The organism is Bifidobacterium stellenboschense, assembly GCF_000741785.1.
Classification (GTDB): domain Bacteria; phylum Actinomycetota; class Actinomycetes; order Actinomycetales; family Bifidobacteriaceae; genus Bifidobacterium; species Bifidobacterium stellenboschense.
The window spans coordinates 151,948-169,235 of the sequence record NZ_JGZP01000012.1; the positions used below are offsets into that span (position 1 = coordinate 151,948).

Annotated in this window: 15 protein-coding genes; 13 read left to right on the forward strand and 2 right to left on the reverse strand. The window is 67.0% G+C overall.

What is annotated here, in order from left to right; genetic code table 11:
* Positions 1-10: 10 nt before the first annotated feature.
* Complete coding sequence (locus BSTEL_RS05440; protein WP_034528101.1) at positions 11-1,453, forward strand: hemolysin family protein; 1,443 nt, start codon at positions 11-13, stop codon at positions 1,451-1,453.
* A 1-nt stretch (position 1,454) separates the two neighbouring features.
* Positions 1,455-2,465: a GTPase Era gene (gene era / locus BSTEL_RS05445; RefSeq protein WP_034528104.1), complete on the forward strand. Its 1,011-nt coding sequence runs from the start codon at positions 1,455-1,457 to the stop codon at positions 2,463-2,465.
* Positions 2,466-2,551: 86 nt separating this feature from the next.
* On the opposite strand, the gene BSTEL_RS05450 is transcribed toward era, so the two are convergent.
* Together BSTEL_RS05450 and BSTEL_RS05455 are read right to left on the reverse strand one after the other, a co-directional pair.
* Entirely contained in the window at positions 2,552-4,183 is a 1,632-nt protein-coding gene (locus tag BSTEL_RS05450; protein WP_034528106.1) for a type 1 periplasmic-binding domain-containing protein, read from the reverse strand.
* Positions 4,184-4,280: 97 nt separating this feature from the next.
* Entirely contained in the window at positions 4,281-5,501 is a 1,221-nt protein-coding gene (locus BSTEL_RS05455) for an NADP-dependent isocitrate dehydrogenase (protein ID WP_034528108.1), read from the reverse strand.
* 138 nt (positions 5,502-5,639) lie between these two features.
* Here BSTEL_RS05455 and BSTEL_RS05460 point away from each other — a divergent pair, with 138 nt between their 5' ends.
* The 11 genes from BSTEL_RS05460 to rlmN all read left to right on the forward strand — a co-directional run bounded on the left by BSTEL_RS05460 (position 5,640) and on the right by rlmN (position 17,211).
* The gene (locus BSTEL_RS05460) at positions 5,640-6,767 is read left to right on the forward strand and encodes a GuaB3 family IMP dehydrogenase-related protein (RefSeq protein ID WP_034528110.1); all 1,128 of its coding nucleotides are present in this window, start codon (positions 5,640-5,642) and stop codon (positions 6,765-6,767) included.
* A gap of 154 nt (positions 6,768-6,921) precedes the next feature.
* The gene (locus BSTEL_RS05465) at positions 6,922-7,425 is read left to right on the forward strand and encodes an Rv3235 family protein (protein ID WP_051922868.1); all 504 of its coding nucleotides are present in this window, start codon (positions 6,922-6,924) and stop codon (positions 7,423-7,425) included.
* 77 nt (positions 7,426-7,502) lie between these two features.
* Positions 7,503-9,599, forward strand: coding sequence for an AMP-dependent synthetase/ligase (locus tag BSTEL_RS05470; RefSeq protein ID WP_034528111.1), 2,097 nt, complete (start codon positions 7,503-7,505; stop codon positions 9,597-9,599).
* A gap of 2 nt (positions 9,600-9,601) precedes the next feature.
* Positions 9,602-10,087: a peptide deformylase gene (def, locus tag BSTEL_RS05475; RefSeq protein ID WP_034528113.1), complete on the forward strand. Its 486-nt coding sequence runs from the start codon at positions 9,602-9,604 to the stop codon at positions 10,085-10,087.
* 315 nt (positions 10,088-10,402) lie between these two features.
* Entirely contained in the window at positions 10,403-11,215 is an 813-nt protein-coding gene (gene rpsB / locus BSTEL_RS05480; protein ID WP_034528116.1) for a 30S ribosomal protein S2, read from the forward strand.
* A 131-nt stretch (positions 11,216-11,346) separates the two neighbouring features.
* Positions 11,347-12,198, forward strand: coding sequence for a translation elongation factor Ts (gene tsf, locus BSTEL_RS05485; RefSeq protein ID WP_034528118.1), 852 nt, complete (start codon positions 11,347-11,349; stop codon positions 12,196-12,198).
* 173 nt (positions 12,199-12,371) lie between these two features.
* On the forward strand, positions 12,372-13,310 hold the full coding sequence (gene yddG, locus BSTEL_RS05490; RefSeq protein WP_051922869.1) for an aromatic amino acid DMT transporter YddG: 939 nt from the start codon (positions 12,372-12,374) through the stop codon (positions 13,308-13,310).
* Between the two features lie 142 nt (positions 13,311-13,452).
* Positions 13,453-14,202 (forward strand): UMP kinase, encoded by a 750-nt coding sequence (pyrH, locus tag BSTEL_RS05495; protein WP_034528122.1) that lies wholly within the window; start codon positions 13,453-13,455, stop codon positions 14,200-14,202.
* Between the two features lie 83 nt (positions 14,203-14,285).
* Positions 14,286-14,840 carry a ribosome recycling factor gene (gene frr, locus BSTEL_RS05500; protein ID WP_034528134.1) on the forward strand — a complete coding sequence of 185 codons (555 nt, stop codon included), beginning with the start codon at positions 14,286-14,288 and terminating at the stop codon, positions 14,838-14,840.
* A 16-nt stretch (positions 14,841-14,856) separates the two neighbouring features.
* Entirely contained in the window at positions 14,857-15,843 is a 987-nt protein-coding gene (locus tag BSTEL_RS05505) for a phosphatidate cytidylyltransferase (RefSeq protein ID WP_034528136.1), read from the forward strand.
* 165 nt (positions 15,844-16,008) lie between these two features.
* Positions 16,009-17,211 carry a dual-specificity RNA methyltransferase RlmN gene (gene rlmN / locus BSTEL_RS05510; RefSeq protein ID WP_034528139.1) on the forward strand — a complete coding sequence of 401 codons (1,203 nt, stop codon included), beginning with the start codon at positions 16,009-16,011 and terminating at the stop codon, positions 17,209-17,211.
* Positions 17,212-17,288 lie beyond the last annotated feature (77 nt).

Below are 17,288 nucleotides of genomic sequence, written 5' to 3' on the forward strand. Positions count from 1 at the left end.
CACGACACCGATGGAGTATTCCCAACAGACCCTGATCGCGGTCACCGCCGCGCTCGTCATCGTCGCCGCGCTGATGGTGTGGCTGTCCCTGTCCCTCGCCGCCGCCGAAGGCGCGGTCGGCAGGGTCACGCGCGCCAGCCTCAACAACCTCGTGCTGGAGGCGCAGACCGACGGCGAGCTCACCCAGTTCAGCCGCATGAAGCGCGTCGACCGCATCCACCGCGTGCAGCGGCTCATCGCCGACCGTTACGTGACCGCCGGCGCGTGCGCGTTCTTCCGCATCGCCAGCAACGTGCTCGTCGGCGTGCTCGTCGCCATCGTCGCCGGGCTGTGGGACGCCCGCGTGTGGCTCGCGCTCGTCATCGGGGCGGTCGTCGCCATCGTCGTCGCCGTGGTCAGCGTGTTCGTCCGTCCGCGCGAGACCGGCGCGATCAAGCCCGCCGACATCATGATCGAACATTCCCGACTCGTCGCCGCGGCCGTCCGTCTCACGCCGTTCCTGCGCCTCGGCGCGGCCCGCGAGGGGCGCCGCCGCGCGCAGGAGCTGTCCGACGACGAGGAGCTGGAGAAGATCCAGCAGGAGCAGGGGCGCGCCATCATCGACCGGCTCGTCGAATCGAACGACTTCGATCCCGAGGTCTCCGAGATGCTGCGCAACGTGCTCACCCTGTCCGACACGCTGACCCGCGAGATCATGGTGCCGCGCACGGACATGATCTGCATCGAGAAGGACGCGACGCTCGAGGCGATGCTCAAGCTGTGCTCGCGTTCCGGCTTCTCCCGCGTGCCCGTCATCGGCGACGACGTGGACGATCTCATCGGCGTCGCCTACCTCAAGGACGCCGTGCGCGCCACCGCGTTCAACCCGGCGGCGCTCGGCCGCGCGGTCGAATCCATCGTGCGCGACCCGATGCTCGTGCCCGAATCCAAGCCGGTCGACGATCTGTTCCACCAGATGCAGCGTTCCCGGCAGCATGTCGCCGTCGTCGTCGACGAATACGGCGGCATCGCCGGGCTCGTCACCATCGAGGACGCCATCGAGCAGATCGTCGGCGAACTCGAGGACGAGCACGACCGCACGCAGCGTGAGGAGCCTGAACGGATAGGCGAGCGCAAATGGCGGATGCCGGCGCGCACGCCCATCGCCGATCTGGAGGAGATCTTCGAGATCGACATCGACGAGGACGACGTCGACACCGTCTACGGGCTGCTCACCAAACTGCTCGGCCGCGTGCCGATCGTCGGGGCATCCGCCGTGACCCGAGGCCTGAAACTCACCGCCGTCGACTCCGCCGGCCGGCGCAAGAAGGTGTCGACCATCGTGGTCGAGCCCGCCCACGTCGAGGGGCGCGAGGAAGATGGCAACGCCGGAGACGGCGAGCGGCAGGCCAAGGCGTCCGAGGACGATGCCGACGGCGGGGCCGCGGACACGAAGACCCAAGCCAAGGAGTGACATGACCGACACCGCCGTATCGACGAACGAGAACACGACCGCGGACGACGGCGCGGACCGCCGCGAGGCGCAGCCGTACCGTTCCGGATTCGTGGCGGTCGTGGGCAGGCCGAACGTCGGCAAATCCACGCTCATCAACGCGCTCATCGGCACGCGCATCGCCATCACGTCGTCCCGTCCCGAGACCACGCGCAAGGCGATCCGCGGCATCCTCACCACCGAGAACGCGCAGCTCGTGCTCGTCGACACGCCCGGCATCCACCGTCCGCGCACGTTGCTCGGCCAGCGGCTCAACGACATCGTCGACGAAAGCCTGTCCGACGTGGACGAGGTGGCGTTCCTGCTGCCCGCCGACCAGGAGATCGGTCCCGGCGACAGGCGCATCCTGTCCCGTCTGCGCTCCGACTTCGCCGTGAAGCGCGACGACGGCACGTTCTCGTGGAAGGTGCCGCTGATCGCCGTCGTCACCAAGATCGACGAGCTCACGCGCGAGCAGCTCGTCGCCAAGCTCATCGAGATCGACGGGTTCGCCGACTTCGCGGACATCGTGCCGGTGAGCGCCCTCGGGCACGACAACGTCGACGAGGTACGCAAGGTGCTCGTCGAGCATATGCCGGAAGGCCCGCAGATGTACCCGGAGGAGCAGATCAGCGAGGAGCGCCCCGAGGAGACGATCGCCGAGCTCATCCGCGGCGCGTTCCTCGAACAGCTGGACGACGAGCTGCCGCATTCGCTGGCGGTCGTCGTCGACTCCATCGACTATCCGGAGGACAACGAGACCGGCGAGGCATACGACGGCAAGGCGGACGTGCGCGTCTCCATCTACGTGGAGCGCGACTCGCAGAAGCCGATCATCATCGGCAAGGGCGCGAGGAACCTGACCGCCGTGAAGAAGAAGCTGCGCACCCCCGTCAACCGCATCGTCGGCCAGAAGGCGCGCCTCGACCTGCACGTCAAGGTCGCCAAGAGCTGGCAGTCCGATCCCAAGCAATTGGAACGTCTCGGCTTCTGATCGTCTCGGCTTCCGATTTCAGGATGTTGAAGGCCCGCTTCCCATCGAGGGGAGCGGGCCTTCAACGTATTCGGCGCGTGACGCGGTCACAGGCCGGCGTCGGCCATGGTGATGTAGCCTGGGTCGATGAGCGTGGCCTTGAGATTCGAGGCGCTGACGGCGAGCAGCTCCTCCTCGACGACGCTCGTCTTCTTCAACGCGCCCGGGGCCTTCTTCTTCGACACGTAGGCGAGCTTGTCGAGCGACTCGCCCCGGTTGAGCCTCACTGTGACCTCGGCCGTGTCGGAGGCCAGTGCGACGCGGTTCTCCAGACCGGTCATCCACTGCTTGCCGTTCACCACCTGCGGCATGGTGTCCACGTAGCCGCCGAAGCCGGTGACGATCGGCCAGCGGCGGTTCGTCTCGTCGACGCCGGACCGCACGGGCGTGTCGGTGTCTCCGGAGTCGTCCGAACCCGTGCCGTCGTCTTCGGGGGCCTTCGCGGGGTCGGGCACGCTGCCGCGTTGCAGGTCCTTGCGGCCGGCGATGTTGCCGACGATGCCCGAAATGGTGATCTGCGGGTTGATGTCCGCGGCGGATCCGGTGTATCCGAGCGCGTCGAGCTCGTCGGTCACCGCGGAGGCGACATAGTCGTTCATCGCGATGACGCCGTCGATGCGCGTATACGAGGTGCCGTCGGCGGTCTTCTTCGTCGGCAGGCGCTTGTCGACTTCCGCCGTGATGCGTTTCTCGTCGGTGGCGTCGACGGTCACGTCGTTCCAGTCGTCGTCGGACGTGTCCTTGGTGAGCAGACCGGACGGCGAATACGCCTTGCCCTGAGTGAAATACGGTTGCAGCACCTTCCAGATGCCGGCGAACGCCTCACGTGCGAAGGCGTCGTCGTCGACGGCGTCGGCCGTCTCGTCGCCGTCCCTCGCGTCCGCGGAATAGGGGATGAACACCTCGACGGCCTTCGGGTTGTCTTTGCTGGCCTTGGCCAAGTCGAGCTTCGTGACGAGCTTCTGCGCCTGCACGCGGCCGATCTGCTCGGCCGTGGAGAACCGCACGAACGCGTCCGACGTGATGTCGTCCACCCCGTTGGCGAGCAGGACAACGTGCATGCCGGAATCCTGCGCGAGCTGGAGCGCGGAGGCGAGACGGGCGTACGCGTCGTCCTGCGCCTCGTCGCCTGCGGACGTGTCCGTCGAATCCGTGCCCGTGGAACCGGACTGCGACGTGTCAGAGGAGGATTCCGATTGCGGCCGTGTGACATAGTCGCCGTACTGGCGCGTCGACGAATCCATGGACACCGCCGGCGCGACGATCAGCGTCGTGCGCTTCGCCTCCTCCTTGCCGGACTTCGACGCGTCATCGGCGGTCATATGGTCCACGACCCAGTCCTGCACGTCGCGGCTCTGCGCGTCGAGATCGGAGGAGGTCTTCGTCTCGATCGACTTCTTCGCCATGCCGGCGTCGACGAGCTTCGCCGTGATCTCGGGCGTCAGTTTCGCCCATTTGTTGAGCGGCGTGCGCTGGGAGATGGTGATGCCGTCCGACGGCGTGAAGATGACGGCACTGCCGGCCGTCGCCTTCGACGTGGCTGCGGCGTCTCCGGACGATGAGGCGTCGCCCTGCGTGCCGTCCTGCGCCGCGCCGCACGCCGCGCAGGAGACGAGCATGGCGAATCCCGCCGCCATGGCGATCAGTCGTGCCGCGGGATTGCTGCTGCGAAGTGCCATGGGACGGGATTCCTTTCGATCGGCTGGCTTATGCACTGCCGTCGATTGTAGTAGCATCCCCGCGGATCCGCCGGGAGGGGAGCCACGCGTGCCGCCGTCAGTCGGCGAGCGCCTTGGCGAGGTTCTCGTCGAGTGCGTCCATGAAGCCCTCGGTGTCGAGCCACGGCTCGTCGGGGCCGATGAGCATGGCGAGGTCCTTGGTCATCTGGCCGCCTTCGACGGTGGAGACGATGACCTTCTCGAGCGTCTCGGCGAAATGGCGGACCTCGGGCGTGCCGTCGAGGTCGGCGCGGTGCTTGAGGCCGCCGGTCCAGGCGAAGATCGAGGCGATCGGGTTCGTGGAGGTCTTCTCGCCCTTGAGCCAACGGCGGTAGTGGCGGGTGACGGTGCCGTGGGCGGCCTCGGCTTCGACGGTCTGCCCGTCGGGGGTCATCAGCACGGAGGTCATGAGGCCGAGGGAGCCGAAGCCCTGGGCGACGGAGTCGGACTGCACGTCGCCGTCGTAGTTCTTGCAGGCCCAGATGTAGCCGCCGTGCCATTTGAGCGAGCTGGCGACCATGTCGTCGATGAGGCGGTGCTCGTAGGTGAGACCCTCCGCCTCGAAGCGCTCCTTGTATTCGGTCTCGTAGATCTCGGCGAAGATGTCCTTGAACTGGCCGTCGTACGCCTTGAGGATCGTGTTCTTCGTGGACAGGTACACGGGGTAGTGGCGCATGAGGCCGTAGTTGAAGCAGGCGCGCGCGAAGCCGCGGATCGAATCGTTGACGTTGTACTGCACCTGGGCGACGCCGCCGTCGGGGCCGTAGTCGTAGACCACGTGCTGGATCGGTTCGGAGCCGTCTTCCGGCGTGAAGGTCACGGTGAGGCGTCCGGCTCCCGGCACCTTGAAGTCGGTGGCCTTGTACTGGTCGCCGAAGGCGTGGCGGGCGACGACGATCGGCTTGGTCCAGCCGGGCACGAGGCGCGGCACGTTGCTCATGACGATCGGCTCGCGGAAGATGGTGCCGCCGAGGATGTTGCGGATCGTGCCGTTGGGGGACTTCCACATCTTTTTCAGCCCGAACTCCTTGACGCGCGCCTCGTCGGGGGTGATCGTCGCGCACTTGACGCCCACGTGCTCGCGCTGGATGGCGTGAGCCGCGTCGATGGTGACCTGGTCGTCGGTGGCGTCGCGGTTCTCGATGCCCAGATCGTAGTAGTCGAGATCCACGTCGAGGTACGGCAGGATGAGACGGTTCTTGATGTCCTTCCAGATGACGCGCGTCATCTCGTCGCCGTCGAGCTCGACGACCTTGCCTTCGACCTTGATTCTGGCCATGCTTCCTCCTGACAGTTCGGTTGAGACATTGCCATTCCTAGCGCAGGAATGTAACGCCGCGGGCGGGCGTTCGATTATATGAGATGGCGGGCGGGACGCAGCGCGCCGCCGTCCCGCGCGCGCATTAGTCTCGGAGGCATGTCTCAGGAAATTGAAATCGGTTTGGGCAAGAAGGGCCGCATGGCCTACTCGCTGGACGATGTCTCGATCGTCCCCTCCCGCAGGACGCGCGACCCGCAGGACGTCTCCACGTCCTGGCAGGTCGACGCCTACGAGTTCGACGTGCCGGTCATCGGCGCCCCGATGGACTCGGTGACGAGCCCGGCCACCGCGATCGCGATGGGCAAGCTCGGCGCGCTCGGCGTGCTCGACCTCGAGGGTCTGTGGACCCGCTACGACGATCCGGAACCGTATCTCAAGGAGATCGCGGACCTGCCGGCCGAGGGCGCGACCCGCCGAATCCAGGAGATCTACGCGGAGCCGATCAAGCCGGAGCTCATCGTCAGGCGCCTGCACGAGATCCGCGACGCCGGCGTCACCGTGGCCGGCGCGCTCTCCCCGCAGCGCACCCAGCAGTTCTACTCGACCGTGGTCGAGGCGGGCGTCGACCTGTTCGTGATCCGCGGCACCGCCGTGTCCGCCGAGCACGTCTCGCAGGACCACGAGCCGCTCAACCTCAAGCAGTTCATCTACGATCTGGACGTGCCGGTCATCGTCGGCGGCGCCGCCAACTACACGGCCGCCCTGCACCTGATGCGCACGGGCGCGGCCGGCGTGCTCGTCGGCTTCGGCGGCGGCGCCGTGTCCGCCACGCGCCAGACGATCGGCGTCGAGGCGCCGATGGCGACCGCCATCGCCGACGTGGCCGAGGCCCGCCGCGACTACATGGACGAGTCGGGCGGCCGCTACGTGCAGCTCATCGCCGACGGCGGCATGGGTGACTCCGGCAGCTTCGTCAAGGCGCTCGCCCTCGGCGCCGACGCGGTCATGCTCGGCGCGCCGCTCGCCCGCGCCACCGAGGCTCCGGGCCGCGGCAAGCACTGGGGCGCCGAGGCGCGCCACCAGACGCTGCCGCGCGGCTTCCGCACCGACGTCGGCACGGTCGCGCCGCTCGAGCAGATCCTGTTCGGACCGAGCCACACCGCCGACGGCACCACGAACTTCGTCGGCGCGCTGCGCCGTGCGATGGCGTCCACCGGATACGTGGACGTGAAGAACTTCCAGCGTTGCGGCGTGGTCGTCACGCCGTACGCCGGCCGTCGCTGAGACGGCGCCGTCAGGGCAGGATTATCCACCGTGTTATCCACGGTGATGCACCGGGGTCCCGCGTCCGTTGACGCGGGACCTTTCGCATGATGGGATGGGTCTACGCCACGTCCCGACGTGGGATGGGCGTAAGACCCGGACGAAGGAGCCCATCATGCAGCCAGTGCAATACGTCATCTTCCCGTCGGCCGGATTCGTGCACGGCCGCACGCCGCCCGTCTACGAGGGCGTCATCCACGTCGAACTGTCCGCCGAACCGGTGCCGTACCGCATCGTCGCCGTCATCGACGACGCGATGACGGACGGGCAGATGCACGCGATGGCCGTATCCGGCTGCCGCGTCGCATGCCTCGCCGCCGACGTGATGCGCGGCAGTCTGTCGCCGGCGATTCTGCGGCGGGCGGTGGAGCCGTCATGCGTCGGCAAGCTGGAGACCATGGCGTACATGATGGACGGCAGGATGCGCGTCGACGACGCCTACCGGGCGCGGATGCGCTACCTGCCGGTCGTGCCGTTCTCCGTGGACGGGATGCTGGTGAGCGCCGTCGCGCTTGAACTTGCCGTCCACCTTTCCGTCGGCGGGGAATCCTACTGGTCGAACCTCAGGTTCGAGGTGCGCGGGTCGCGATGGATGTGCACGGTCGCCGACATCGGATAGCGGCGAGCCGCCTCGCCGGCATGAGGACGTGCGGTCGCCGGCATGGCTGATACCGGACCGGGTATAGTCTGGTGTCCATGTTGCGTGAGTATATTTCCGACCCCGAGTATGTGACCAACGACGACGACACGATCTTCTCGCTGCTCGCCGCCCGCGCCGAAAGCGCACCCGATGACGAGATCGCCGAATACCAGGACGACGACCGACGCTGGCATTCGGTGACGGCGTCCGAGATGCTGGAACGCGTGCGCGCCGTGGCGAAGGGCCTGCTCGGACTGGGCGTGCGTCCCGGCACCATGGTCGCCATCTACTCGGCCACCTGCTACGAGTGGGGCGTGACGGACTTCGCCTGCGCGGCCATCGGCGCGGTCAGCGTGCCGATCTACGAGACCGACTCGGAACGCCAGGCCGCCTCGATCATCGAGGACACCGCGCCGCTCATCGCCTTCGCCGGCGACCAGGCGCACGCGCAGACCCTCGAACAGGTACGCGACGAGGTCAAGAGCCTCGAATACGTGTTCAACTTCAAGGCGAACGGCCTCGACGCGGTCGCCGACTTCGGGGCGAACGTCGCCGACGAGGAGCTCGACGCGGCCATCGCGCGCGTCAAGGCCGACGACATGACGACCATCGTCTACACGTCCGGCTCCACCGGCAAGCCGAAGGGCGCGATGCTGTCCAACCGCAACTTCACGCACATCGTGAAGAACGGCTACATCATCCTCGAGGACATGCTCTACAACCCGAACCGCCTGCTGCTGTTCCTCCCGCTGGCGCACTGCTTCGCCCGCTACATCCAGTACGTGGCCATCGGCGGCCACGGCGTCGTCGGCTACATCCCCGGGGCCAAGCACCTGCTCGCCGACCTGCGCTCGTTCAAGCCCACCTACCTGCTCGGCGTGCCCCGCGTGTTCGAGAAGGTGTACAACGCGGCCTCGCAGAAGGCCGGCAACGGCATCGCCGGCCGCGTGTTCGCCGCCGCCTACCGGCATTTCGTCCAGTGGTCGAAGGACACGCAGGCGGGCAAGGCCCATTCGCCAATCGCCCGCATCCAGCACTCGTTCTACATGGGCACGGTGGGCAAGTCGGTGCGTTCCGCCCTCGGCCCCAACCTCGCGTGGCTGGCGTGCGGCGGCGCCCCGCTCAACCCGGACCTCGCGCACTTCTTCAACGGCATGGACGGCATCACGTTCATCCAGGGCTACGGCATGACCGAGACCGCGGCCCCGATGCTCGTCAACTGGCAGGACGCCAACAAGGTCGGCTCCGTCGGCAAGCCTGGCCCCGGCATGGGCGTACGCCAGGGCGAGGGCGACGAACTGCTGCTCACCGGCCCGAACGTGTTCCTCGGCTACTATAAGCAGCCCGAGCTCACCGCCGAGACGAAGACCGCCGACGGATGGATCCGCACCGGCGACCTCGGCACGATCGACGACGACGGCTTCGTCTTCATCACCGGCCGCAAGAAGGACATCATCATCACTGCCGGCGGCAAGAACGTGAGCCCAGCTCCCATGGAGGAGACCATCGCCACCTGCCCGATTGTCGACCACGCGGTCGTCGTCGGCGACGGCAAGCCGTTCATCTCCGCGCTCATCGAACTCGACCCGGAGATGACCCGTTCCTGGCTCGCCTCCCAGGGACTCGACCAGGACGCGCCGATGTCCGAGATCGCGACGAACGACGCGGTGCGCGCGTTCGTCCAGCAGTACGTCGACAAGGCCAATGCGAACGTCTCGCGCGCCGAATCGGTGCGCAAGTTCGCGATCCTCGACGAGGAGTTCAGCCAGGAGAAGGGTACGCTGACGCCGAGCATGAAGGTCGTGCGCCCGAAGGTGCTCAAGCGCTACGAGGACGTGATCGAGCATGAGATCTACACGCCCCGCAACCCCGGCAAGCCGCTGCCAGCCACCGTGCGCATCCTCGACAAGACCACCGAATCGGTCAAGCGCACCGCCGAGACCGTCAAGCAGGCGTCCGAGACCGTCAACCCCAAGAGCCTGCGCTCCGCCTACGAGCAGGCCAAGGAGAACGTGTCTGATTCGCTTGCTACCGTGTCCGAGAAGATCAAGCGCCAGCCGGAAGGCGCGGACGGGAACGACGACGCCGCTTCCCCCGCCGACCGTGCCGACGGCCGCGACACCACCGAAACCACCGACAACGAGGAGAACTAGCCTTGGCCATCCGTGAGATCCGCATCGTCCCCGACCCCGTGCTGCGCACCCCCTGCGACGAGATCCGCGAGATCACGCCCGCCGTGCGCCGGCTGGTCGACGACCTGCTCGAGACCGTCGACGATCCGGGGCGCGCCGGCCTGTCCGCCAACCAGATCGGCGTGAGCCTCAGGGCCTTCTCCTACAACATCGACGGGAAAATCGGCTACATCCTCAACCCGGTGCTTGAGGAGACCCGCGGCGAACAGTACGGCGACGAGGGATGCCTGTCCGTGCCCGGACTGTGGTACAAGACGCGCCGCGCTGACTACGCGCGCGTGCGCGGCATCGACCTCGACGGCAAGGAGATCGTGCTGGAGGGGACCGGGCTCATGGGCCGCATGCTTCAGCACGAGACCGACCACCTCGACGGCCACGTCTACCTCGACCGTCTGGAGAAGGAGGAGCGCCGCGCGGCGCTGAAGTACATGCGCGAACACCAGAAGTGACGTCTGGCCCGCAACGGGCGGACGACCGCGGGGAACACCGCGGAAGACAAGGGGACCATCGGCCGATGAAGCGGTTCGGCAGCGCCGACGGTTCCCTTTTCCATGTGGTGTGCTATTCTGCCGCCTTGTGCGCCAACCGGCGAGGAGCGGAGTCGCAGCCGCTCCGGACCACCCAATATCGTCAACCGGCGTGCGAAGAATTCGCGTCATGCCCGCGACGGCCTGTGTCGGTCGGTCCGAGCCCGTGGACCACGGGAAGGACTGCACGCAGGTGCGCATGACCAGGCAATAACCGACAAGAAAGGTAGCATCACCATGGCTCAGATCACGATGAGCGAAATGCTGAAGGCCGGCCTGCACTTCGGCCACCAGACCCGCCGCTGGAACCCGAAGATGAAGCAGTTCATCCTCACCCAGCGCAACGGCATCCACATCATCAACCTGTTCAAGTCGCTCGAGATGATCGACAAGGCGTACGACTTCATCAAGACCACCGTCGCCCACAACGGCACCGTGCTCTTCGTCGGCACCAAGAAGCAGGCCCAGGAGGCCATCTCCGCCCAGGCCACCCGCGTGAACATGCCGTACGTCTCCGAGCGCTGGCTCGGCGGCATGCTGACCAACTTCCAGACCGTCTCCAAGCGCGTCAACCGCCTCAAGGAGCTCGAGGAGATGGACTTCTCCGACGTGCACGGCTCCGGTCTGACCAAGAAGGAGCTGCTGCTCCTCGAGCGCGAGAAGGACAAGCTGGAGAAGCAGCTCGGCGGCATCCGCAACATGGGCCGCACCCCGTCCGCGATGTTCGTCGTCGACATCAACAAGGAGGCGCTGGCCGTCGAGGAGGCCCACAAGCTGGGCATCCCGGTCGTCGCCATCGTCGACACCAACACCGACCCGGAGTCCGTCGACTACCCGATTCCGGCCAACGACGACGCCATCCGCGGCATCGAGCTGCTGACCAGCCTCATGGCCGACGCCGTCGCCGACGGTCTGCTGGAGCGTTCCGGCAAGGCCGCCAAGGAGGAGGGCGCCTCCGAGCAGCCGATGGCCGCTTGGGAGAAGGAGCTTCTGGAGAACCAGGACGCCACCGCCGCCCCGGCCGCCGAGGGCGAAGCCAAGGCCGAGTGAATCCCCGCTTAAGGATTCGCCAAGCGTGAACCGCTGAGGTTCGCCTACCGCTAGGATGGGAGGTGCAACAATGATTGCACCTCCTGTCGTAGGGGAATGTAATCGAGTTTTATCCCAAGGAGAACAATTTCATGGCAGCTATTACCGCCGCTCTGATCAAGCAGGTTCGTGAGGACACCGGCGCCGGCATGCTCGACGTCAAGAAGGCCCTGACCGAGGCCGAGGGCGACGTCGCCCGCGCCAAGGAGATCATCCGCGCCAAGGGCATCGCCGCGGCCGGCAAGCGCGAAGGCCGCAAGGCCCAGGAAGGCACCATCGCCTCCAAGGTCGTCGAAGGCGCCGAGGGCCAGACCGGCTACGCCGTCGAGCTGAACTCCGAGACCGACTTCGTGGCCAAGACCCCGAAGTTCGTCGAGTTCGCCGACACGATCCTCGGCTACGCCGTGGCCGCCGACGCGAGCAACGCCGACGAGCTGCTGGCCGCCAAGGCTGGCGACGAGACCGTCAAGGAGGCCATCGAGGAGGCCGCCGCCCTGTTCGGCGAGCACGTCAAGGTCGGCCAGTTCGCGAAGATCTCCGGCGAGCACGTCGAGATCTACGCCCACAAGAAGTCCGCCGAGATGCCGCCGAGCATCGTCGCGATGATCGCCACCGACAAGGCCGGCGCCGCCGTCGCGCACGAGGCCGCGCTGCAGATCTCCGCGATGGGCGCCAAGTGGCTGACCCGCGAGGACGTCCCGGCCGACGTGGTCGAGTCCGAGCGTCGCGTCGCCACCGAGAAGTCCCTCGCCGAGGGCAAGCCGGAGAAGATCGTCCCGAAGATCGTCGAGGGCCGTCTCAACGCCTTCTTCAAGGAGGTCGTCCTCCTCGAGCAGCCGTTCGTCAAGGATCCGTCCAAGACCGTCGGCAAGCTCTTCGACGAGGTCGGCGGCAAGGCCGTGGCCTTCGCCCGCGTCGAGGTCGGCAAGGGCGAGGAGGCCTGAGGCACTCTCCCGTATCCCGTCGGATCGGCCTCCAAGGCCGGCTGACGGCCATGCGACACGCTGAATGATGGCGGCCGCGCATCCCCGTGGTGCGCGGCCGCCATCATATTCCAGGAAAACCCGCGGAACCGACGGGGCAAGAGAACAAGAAGGAACGAAGGGGAAGACCGATCATGGACGCCGACGAGAAACGCCTCGGATATGTGCCCGCGACGCGAGCCACCGCCGTGGGACTGCTCGCCATCGTGGTGTGGAGCCTCATGACCGCATTGGTGCGCGTCGTCGCCGAATCGTTCGGCGCGACGCTCGGATCGGCGCTCATCTACACGGCCGGCGTCGCCCTGCTGCTCGTCTTCCACCGTCCCGCGCCGCTCGCGCGCTACCCGAAGAGGTATCTGATGGTCGGGGGAGCGCTCTTCGTGTTCTACGAATCCTCCATCTCCCTGTCCATCGGTCTGGCATCCACCGCCGAGCAATCCGTCGAGGTGAGCCTCGTCAACTACCTGTGGCCCACGCTGATGGTGCTGCTCGCCGCCGCCATCGGCAGGCCGCGGCGCAAGGGCGCCGTATGGCGGGCGATCCCGGGCGCCGTCGTCGCCACCATGGGCGTCGCGCTTGCCGTGGGCGGCAACAGCGGGCTGGACGTCGGCGCGGCCCTCGGCCACGTCGCCTCCGATCCGCTGCCGTACCTGCTCGCCTTCCTCGGCGCGTTCGCATGGTCCCTCTACGCGGTGATCACCCCCGCCATGTCCGACGGTCTGGACGGCACATCGGTGTTCTTCCCCGGTGTGGCGGTCGTATTGTGGATCATCCATCTCACCTCCGGCGAAGGAATGCCCGACGCGGTCCCCGGACCACTCGCCTGGGCCGCCGTCGTCGCATCCGCGGCGGTCATCGCCGGCGGATACGCGTTCTGGGGGTACGGCATCCTGCACGGGAGCCTCAAGACGCTCGCCGTCGCCTCGTATGCGACCCCCGTGCTGTCCGTGGCCGCCAGCGCGGTCATCCTCGGCCTGTCGCTGACGCTGCCGTTCTGGTGCGGCGCGCTGCTCGTCGTCGCCGGTTCCGTGCTCAACTGGCTCGCGGAACGGCTGGGCGGGAACAAGGCCTGATCCCAGCCGGCATGCGCGCCGCCGCCGGCTTGAGTGCTGTCGTGAACGGCGGATAACCTGTCAGATGGTAATTTTCGTGGAAGCGCGGCAACAGGCGGGGTCTCGCCATGCCGGGCATCCGAGGACGAAAGGGTGTAACAGTATGACTGGCAACGAGGCGAAGGACAAGCCGCGCAGGGTGCTGCTCAAGCTGTCGGGCGAGGCGTTCGGCGGCGGCAGGGTCGGCATCGACACCAAGGTGATCCGCCGCATCGCCGAGGAGATCGTCCCCGCGGTCCGGCAGGGCGTGCAGGTCGCCATCGTGACGGGCGGCGGCAACTTCTTCCGCGGCGCCGAACTGCAGCAGGCCGGCATCGACCGTTCCCGCGGCGACTACATGGGCATGCTCGGCACCGTGATGAACTGCCTCGCCCTCCAGGACTTCCTCGAGCAGGAGGGGCAGGCCACCCGCGTGCAGACCGCCATCACCATGGGCCAGGTCGCCGAGCCGTACATCCCGCTCAAGGCCATCCGTCATCTGGAGAAGGGCCGCGTGGTCATCTTCGGCGCCGGCGCCGGCATGCCGTACTTCTCCACCGACACCGTCTCCATCCAGCGTTCGCTGGAGATCCACTGCGACGAGGTCCTCATGGGCAAGAACGGCGTCGACGGCGTCTACACCGCCGACCCGCGCAGGAACGCCGACGCCAAGCGCTTCGAGACGCTGAGCTACAACCGCGCCCTGGTCGACAACCTCGCCGTCATGGACGCCTCCGCGCTGTCCATGGCCCGCGACAACAAGAAGCGCATCCGCGTCTTCGGCCTCGAGGAGCCGGGCAACGTGACCCGCGCCCTGCTCGGCGAGGAGATCGGCACGCTCGTGTCCACCGCGGAATCGCGCGTGGCGGAATAGGCCGAATCCGCTTCGAGACCCTACAATCGGTAGGGACACAACCGTAAACGAACCGTTCGCAGACGAACAGCAAGGAGCACAACATGGCAAACGTCATCGATCAGGCCAAGGAGCAGATGGCCAAGACCGTCGAGAACACCAAGGAGAACTTCGCGGGCATCCGCACCGGCCGCGCCAACCCGGCCCTCCTCAACGGCATCGTGGTCGATTACTACGGCGCCCCCACGCCGATCAAGGCCGTCGCCTCCATCGGCGTGCCGGAGCCGCGCACCCTTTCCGTCACCCCGTTCGACGCCTCCCAGGCGGGCGCCGTCGAGAAGGCGATCCGCAACTCCGACCTCGGCGTCAGCCCGAACCGCGACGGCAACGTGATCCGCATCACGATGCCGGAACTCACCGAGGAACGCCGCAAGGAGTACGTCAAGCTCGCCAAGGCGAAGGCCGAGGACGGCAAGGTCGCGGTGCGCAACATCCGCCGCAAGACCAAGGAAGGCATCGACAAGTCCGTCAAGGACGGCGACATGGGCGAGGACGAGGGCGATCGTCTCCTCAAGGACCTCGACAAGGTCACCAAGTCCGTCACCGACGAGATCGACACCCTGCTGGAGACCAAGCAGAAGGAGATCATGGAGGTCTGAGCCTCCGTACGCCGTTATGGAACGCAACGAACAACTCCACGAAGAGGCCGAAGTCGCACTCGACGAGATCAACAAGAAGACCGGCCGGAACATGCCTCAGGCGGTAGGAACCGCCGTCGTCCTGATCGCCGTCATCCTCGCCGCGATGCTGCTCAGCATCGACCTGTTCGTGGCGTTGATCGTCGTGTTCATGATTCTCGCCCTGTGGGAGCTGCGCGTCGACTTCGCGACCGTCGGCCTGCACATCCCGTTCGTCATGCTGTGCGTCTGCTCGGCGGCGACCCTGTTCGCCACCTACTACGCGCCGTTGCACGTCGTCGCGATGGCGTTGTGCGCGATGGCGTCGATCATGCTCGTCTCCATGACGGCGACCGCCAAGCTGAGCTTCGGCAACCGCCTGTCGCTCGCCGTGGCGGACAAGCTCTCCAACACGGAGGCGGGCGCGCGCCTCGAATCCTCGTTCAACCACGAGGGCGGCGAACAGCACCACTCCCGGCTGAGCCACGTGTCCGTGTCGGTGCTCACCGTGCTGTACATCCCCGTGCTCGCCGCGTGCATCGTCATGCCGCTGACCTTCCACGGGCATCCGGTCGCCCACGCGATCATGCTCGTGTTCCTGCCGGCCCTGTCCGACACCGGCGGCCTGTTCGCCGGCGCGTGGCTCGGCAAGCACAAGCTCTCCCCGCGCATCTCCCCGAAGAAGAGCTGGGAGGGTCTCGCCGGATCGGTGCTGTTCGCCATGGCCGGCGCGTTCGCCGTCATGTTCTGCACGTACACGTCGGATGTGTGGGCCGCCATGTGGTGGGTGCCCGTGCTCGAAGGCGTGCTCGTCGGCGTGACCGGCACGTTCGGCGACCTGTGTGCCTCGATGATCAAGCGCGACCTCGGCATCAAGGACATGGGCCATCTGCTCAAAGGCCACGGCGGCGTGATGGACCGCGTCGACTCCATCCTCATGGCGGCGCCGTTCACCTGCATCCTCCTGTGGTTCACCGGTCTGTGACGGCGATGACGCGGTGATGCCGATGACCGAGGCCGGTGAGGAACCGGACGATTCCCGGGCCGGACAGTCGTGACGATTGTCCGGCCCGTTCCGCATTTTCGCGGGTGAACCGCGACGGACGACGAATGACGACACACGACGAAACGTGACGAAAGGAAGCCGACCATGACCGACCAGAACATCATTGCCGACGGGGACGCCCCCGAGACCGGCATCACGCCGGGAGGCACCACCGGCGCGTTCCGCGACGTGCTGTCCAAGGACCACGCACGCCGCGGCAAGCCGCCGCTGCATTTCGCCGACATGACGCCCGAACAGCGCGTCGAGACCGCGAAAGAGCTCGGCATGCCGAAGTTCCGCGTCAAGCAGCTCGCCAACCACTACTATGGGCGCTTCGACGTGAACGCCGCCGAATTCACCGACTTCCCGGCCGCCAAACGCGACGAGGCGGCGGCCGCGTTCTTCCCCGAACTCATCCACGAGGTCACCCGTCAGGTGGCGGACAACGGCACCACGATCAAGACGCTGTGGCGCCTGTTCGACGGCTCCCACATCGAATCGGTGCTCATGCGCTATCCGACGCGCACCACGCTGTGCATCTCCTCGCAGGTCGGCTGCGGCATGGGATGCCCGTTCTGCGCCACCGGCAAGCTCGGCCTCACCCGCAACATGTCCGCGGGGGAGATCCTCGAACAGGTGCGCGTCGCCGCGCGCATGATGCGCGACGGCGAGGTCTCCGGCGGCCCCGGACGTCTGAGCAACATCGTGTTCATGGGCATGGGCGAACCGATGGGCAACTACCGTTCCGTCCTGTCCGCCGTGCGCCAGATCTCCGCCATGCCGCCCGAGGGCTTCGGCATCTCCGCGCGCAACATCACCGTCTCCACGGTGGGCGTCGTGCCCGGCATCAGGAAGCTCGCCGCCGAAGGCATCCCGGTGCGCCTCGCCGTCTCCCTGCATGCGCCGAGCGACGAGCTGCGCGACGAGCTCGTGCCGATGAACAAGCGTTTCGACACCACGCAGGTGCTCGACGCCGCGCACGACTACTGGCTGGCCTCCAAGCGCCGCGTCAGCATCGAATACGCGCTGATGCGCGGCATCAACGACCAGGCCGAGCACGCGCGTCTGCTCGCCAAGCGGCTCAACCATTACGGCGACGACTGGGCGCATGTGAACCCGATCCCGCTCAACCCGATCGAAGGGTCCCGCTGGACCGCCTCCAAGCCGGAGGACGAGGCGCGGTTCCTCGAGATCCTGCACGACGCGGGCATCACCGCCACCCTGCGCGACACCCGCGGCCAGGACATCGACGGCGCCTGCGGGCAGCTCGCCGCCAAGACCCGGGAGGCGTTCGAGCGCGCGAAGTGAGACGCCGGCCGCCCGTACGGCGCGCGGCCGGTAGTCTGGGGTGTCGTACAGAAGAAAACCTTGCGAACAGGGGAGTG

Coding starts and splice junctions, on each gene's coding strand:
- era (WP_034528104.1), top strand. CDS start 1,455: ATGACCGACACCGCCGTATCGACGAACGAGAACACGACCGCGGACGAC.
- BSTEL_RS05470 (WP_034528111.1), top strand. CDS start 7,503: ATGTTGCGTGAGTATATTTCCGACCCCGAGTATGTGACCAACGACGAC.
- BSTEL_RS05455 (WP_034528108.1), bottom strand. CDS start 5,501: ATGGCCAGAATCAAGGTCGAAGGCAAGGTCGTCGAGCTCGACGGCGAC.
- yddG (WP_051922869.1), top strand. CDS start 12,372: ATGGACGCCGACGAGAAACGCCTCGGATATGTGCCCGCGACGCGAGCC.
- BSTEL_RS05440 (WP_034528101.1), top strand. CDS start 11: ATGGAGTATTCCCAACAGACCCTGATCGCGGTCACCGCCGCGCTCGTC.
- rlmN (WP_034528139.1), top strand. CDS start 16,009: ATGACCGACCAGAACATCATTGCCGACGGGGACGCCCCCGAGACCGGC.
- BSTEL_RS05460 (WP_034528110.1), top strand. CDS start 5,640: ATGTCTCAGGAAATTGAAATCGGTTTGGGCAAGAAGGGCCGCATGGCC.
- tsf (WP_034528118.1), top strand. CDS start 11,347: ATGGCAGCTATTACCGCCGCTCTGATCAAGCAGGTTCGTGAGGACACC.
- frr (WP_034528134.1), top strand. CDS start 14,286: ATGGCAAACGTCATCGATCAGGCCAAGGAGCAGATGGCCAAGACCGTC.
- BSTEL_RS05505 (WP_034528136.1), top strand. CDS start 14,857: ATGGAACGCAACGAACAACTCCACGAAGAGGCCGAAGTCGCACTCGAC.
- rpsB (WP_034528116.1), top strand. CDS start 10,403: ATGGCTCAGATCACGATGAGCGAAATGCTGAAGGCCGGCCTGCACTTC.
- pyrH (WP_034528122.1), top strand. CDS start 13,453: ATGACTGGCAACGAGGCGAAGGACAAGCCGCGCAGGGTGCTGCTCAAG.
- BSTEL_RS05465 (WP_051922868.1), top strand. CDS start 6,922: ATGCAGCCAGTGCAATACGTCATCTTCCCGTCGGCCGGATTCGTGCAC.
- BSTEL_RS05450 (WP_034528106.1), bottom strand. CDS start 4,183: ATGGCACTTCGCAGCAGCAATCCCGCGGCACGACTGATCGCCATGGCG.